Source organism: Streptomyces sp. NPDC003027 (assembly GCF_053591435.1).
In genome coordinates, this window is the sequence record NZ_JBSFTU010000083.1 from 1 (window position 1) to 3,835 (window position 3,835).

The following is a 3,835-nucleotide window of genomic DNA, read 5'->3' on the forward strand; positions in this document are numbered from 1 at the left end:
ACCACTCGTGCCCGCCGCGCGGGACTTCAACCCCGGTCCTCCTTCGGCTCCCGCCGCTCCAGCGGGTGCAGCGCCGGCCCCTGGATGACCTCGCCGTCGACGCCGAAACGGGAGCCGTGGCAGGGGCACTCCCAGGTCCGTTCGGCGGGATTGAACGCCACCAGGCAGCCCATGTGCGTACACACCGCCGAGACGGAGTGCACCGAGCCGCTCTCCTCCCGGTAGACGGCGCAGGGCCGTCCCGCCACGCGCAGGACCTCGCCGGTGCCGGGCCGGACATCGTCGACCGTGCGCCGCGCACCGGCGCCGAGCGAGTCCAGGCGGTCCTTCACGAAATGCTTGGCGACGTCCCACTGCTCCTTGGCGATGGCGGGCGCCGTGCGGACGACGGCCCCCGGCCGCCGCGGGTCGTACAGTTCCGCCCACTCCCGCTCCACGGGACGGCCCGCCACGAGGGAGCCGAGCAGCAGACCGGACAGGACGCCGCCGGCCATCCCCCAGCCGGCGAAGCCGGTGACCACGTACACATGGTCGTCGCCGTGGTGCATGGGACCGATGAGCGGCACCGTGTCGGTGGAGGCGTTGTCCTGGGCCGCCCAGCGGTGGGTGATCTCCACACCGGGGAACCTCTCCCGCGTCCACCGCTCCAGACGCTCGTAGCGGCCCTCGGTGTCCGGCTCCGTCCCCGGGGCGAAGGCCTCGCCGGTGACGATCAGCAGCCGGCCGTCCCCGTACGGGGCGGTGCGCACCGAGCGCTTTCCCTCCTCCTGCGTGATGTACATCCCGTCCGGGTCCCGGTCCGCGGGCAGCGGCCCCGCCACCACGAGATCGCGGTGCTGGGAGAGGCGGGCGGCGAGCATGCCCCGGTCGAACACCGGATGGTGGGTGGCGACGACCACGTCCCGCGCGGTCACCGTGGAGCCGGAGGAGGTCGTCAGACGGCAGGGCTCGCCCCGGTGCAGGTCGACGACGCGGGTCCGCTCATGGATCCGCCCTCCGCGCGCCGTCAGATCCTCGGCCAGCGCGCGCAGGTACTTCCGCGGGTGGAACTGCGCCTGCCCTTCGACGCGGACCGCGCCGGCGACGGGAAAGGGGAGTCCCGTCTCCGTCACGAACGACGCGTCGAGCCCGGCCTCCCGGGCGGCCTCCGCCTCGGCCCGCAGCTTCTCGACGCCGCCCGGATCCTGGCAGTACGTGAAGGCCGCCCGGCCTTCGAGTTCGCAGTCGACGCCGAGCTCGGCCGCCACCTCGCCGATGTGGCGCACCGCGGCCATCTGCGACTGGGCGTAGGCGCGGGCCGTGTCGGGACCGCGGGACGTGCGGAGGTCGTCGTAGACGAGGGTGTGCAGGGCGCTCACCTTCGCGGTGGTGTGGCCGGTGACACCGCCCGCCACGCGGTCGCCTTCCAGGACGACCACGGAGCGGCCCGCCCGGGTGAGCTCCCAGGCGACGCTGAGCCCGGCGATGCCTCCGCCGATCACGGCCACATCCGCCTCGGTGTCGCCGGTGAGCGGGGGATGGGCCGGGAACGCGGCCGTCCGCAGCCAGTGGGAGCCATGGGTGCCGGTGAGTTCGTTCATAGGGCGCCATTGCCCTGAAAGCCCCTGCGGATGCGTGGCGGCCACCCGCTCAGGGCCCGCCCTCGTAGGCCAGCGGGCTCTGCGGCAAGCGGCTCAGGAGCTCGGCGGGATCCGCGTACACGGCCTCGGCCCCCGCGGCGCGGAGGTCGTCGGCGGGAATGCCCCCGCACAGCAGGCCCACGCACGCCACCCCGGCCCGGCTGCCCGCCTTCATGTCCCAGACCGAGTCCCCGACCAGTACGGCGCGCTCCGGCGGCACCTCGACGAGGTCGAGGGCGTGCCGCACCGGTTCCGGCGCCGGTTTGCCCTCCTCCACGTCGTCGGAGCTCGCCGTCCGCGCGATCACCTCGTCCGCGTCGATCGCACGGCGCAGCGCCTCCAGCTCACGGCCGCTCGCCGACGTGACGAGGACGACCGTCCAGCCCTGGCCGGCCACCGCCCGCAGCAGCTTCCCGGCCGACCGCAGCGCGGGCAGCCGGTCGAAGTAGGTGGCGTACAGCGTCTTGTGCGCGGCGCTGATCGAGGAGTCCTGCCGCGTGTCGCGGTGGTCGCCCAGCAGATGGGCGATGAGGTCCTCGCTGCTGAGCCCGATGGCCCGGTGGATGGCGTGCATCGGGACGTCGTGCCCCGACTGCCGGAATGCCTCCCACCACGTGACCACGTGCAGATGGTTGGTGTCGGCCAGGGTGCCGTCCACGTCGAACAGAGCCGCGCGGGCCATCCTCGGTCGCCTCCTCGTACGGCGGATCGCTTTCCGGCGCGGCTACCCGCGCACCGGGGGAGAAACCGTCGAACGGAGAGGCGTGGAAACGCCCGGCGCGGGCATCTGCGCCTCATGCGCATGATCAAGCCGCCGAGCGTGTACGCCCCTCAGGGAGACACGGAACTGCTGTTGGAGGGCCTGGCCGAGGAGGACATCCGGCCAGGCACCCGTTCGCTGGACCTGTGCACCGGCACGGGCATCATCGCCATCGCCGCCGCCCTCCGGGGCGCGCACGCCACCGCCGTCGACGTCTCCCGGGCCGCGGTGGCCACCGCGAGGCTCAACGCCCGGCTCCACGACTGCCGGGTCCGGCTGTTCCGGGGGGACCTGGGCGAGCCGGTGGCGGGGGAGCGGTTCGACCTGGTCACCGCCAACCCGCCGTACGTACCGGCCGAGAACCCCGAGCCGCCCGCCTACGGCCCGGGCAGGGCCTGGGACGCCGGGCCCGACGGGCGGCTGCTCCTCGACCGCATCTGCCACCAGGCGCCGCTCCTGCTCAACCCGGGCGGGGTGCTGCTCCTCGTCCAGTCCTCGCTCTCCGGTGTCACCGCGACCCTCGACGCGCTCGACCGCGCCGGTCTGGGCGCCGACGTGGCCCGCCGCCGCACCCAGCCCTTCGGGCCGGTGATGACGGCCCGGGCGGACTGGTTCGAGGACCGGGGCCTGGTCGAGACCGGGCTGCGGACCGAAGAACTCGTCGTCATCCGCGCGACCCGCGACTGAACCGGCGACGAGGAGGCGCCCATGGGAGCCGGAGACCCACCGGCCGGCGCCAAGGCGTCCGTCCGCGTCGGGCGGCGCACGGTCGAGGTGAGCCGCCCGGCGAAGCTCCTGTTCCCCGACGACGGCATCACCAAGGTGCGTCACCCCGCACCGCTTCCTGTCCAGGGCGGAGCGGCCGGACCATCCCGACCGGCTCGTCTTCGACCTCGACCCGGCCGGGGACGACTTCGCACCCGTATGGGAAGCGGCGCGGCAGCTGCACCAGCTTCTGGACGAGGTCGCACTGCCGTCGGCCGTCATGACCACCGGCTCCCGCGGACTGCACGTCCTCGTCCCGCTGGACCGGCGCGCCCCCTTCGACGAGGTACGGGCCTTCGCCCGCGACCTCGCCGGACTGCTCGCGTCCCGCCACCCCGAGACGCTCACCACCGAGGCCCGGAAGAAGGCGCGCCGGGGCCGGCTCTACCTCGACGTCCAACGCAACGGCTATGCCCAGACGGCCGTGGTGCCCTATGCCGTCCGCGCCCGTCCCGGCGCGCCCGTCGCGGCGCCGGTCAGCTGGGCCGACGTCGAGTCACCGGACCTCACCCCGGGGCATCGCCGCCTCGCGGACGTCGACGCCCTGCTGCGGGACGACCCCTGGCACGACGTCCCGCTCCGCGGCCGCTCGCTCGGCCCGGCCCGCCGCCGCCTCGCCTCCCTGCGCGACTGAGCGGAGCGGGCATGGGGCGGCCGGCGAATGAAGTACCGGACCTCGGGCAGGCGAGTC

General features: G+C 74.3%; 3 protein-coding genes and 1 pseudogene. 2 read left to right on the forward strand and 2 right to left on the reverse strand.

From position 1 onward, the window contains the following. Positions 1 to 26: 26 nt before the first annotated feature. Positions 27 to 1,580, reverse strand: a complete 1,554-nt coding sequence (locus ACWDX6_RS30605) for an FAD-dependent oxidoreductase (protein WP_451488123.1) — start codon at positions 1,578 to 1,580, stop codon at positions 27 to 29. Between the two features lie 49 nt (positions 1,581 to 1,629). Continuing rightward, a complete protein-coding gene (locus ACWDX6_RS30610; RefSeq protein ID WP_451488124.1) occupies positions 1,630 to 2,301 on the reverse strand; it encodes an HAD family hydrolase in 672 nt (223 codons plus the stop codon). Between the two features lie 114 nt (positions 2,302 to 2,415). Between ACWDX6_RS30610 and ACWDX6_RS30615 the strand changes: the two genes are divergently transcribed. Together ACWDX6_RS30615 and ligD are read left to right on the forward strand one after the other, a co-directional pair. Then, the gene (locus ACWDX6_RS30615) at positions 2,416 to 3,066 is read left to right on the forward strand and encodes a HemK2/MTQ2 family protein methyltransferase (RefSeq protein ID WP_451488125.1); all 651 of its coding nucleotides are present in this window, start codon (positions 2,416 to 2,418) and stop codon (positions 3,064 to 3,066) included. 124 nt (positions 3,067 to 3,190) lie between these two features. After that, a pseudogene (gene ligD, locus ACWDX6_RS30620) lies at positions 3,191 to 3,778 on the forward strand (non-homologous end-joining DNA ligase LigD); the annotation flags it as partial. Positions 3,779 to 3,835 lie beyond the last annotated feature (57 nt).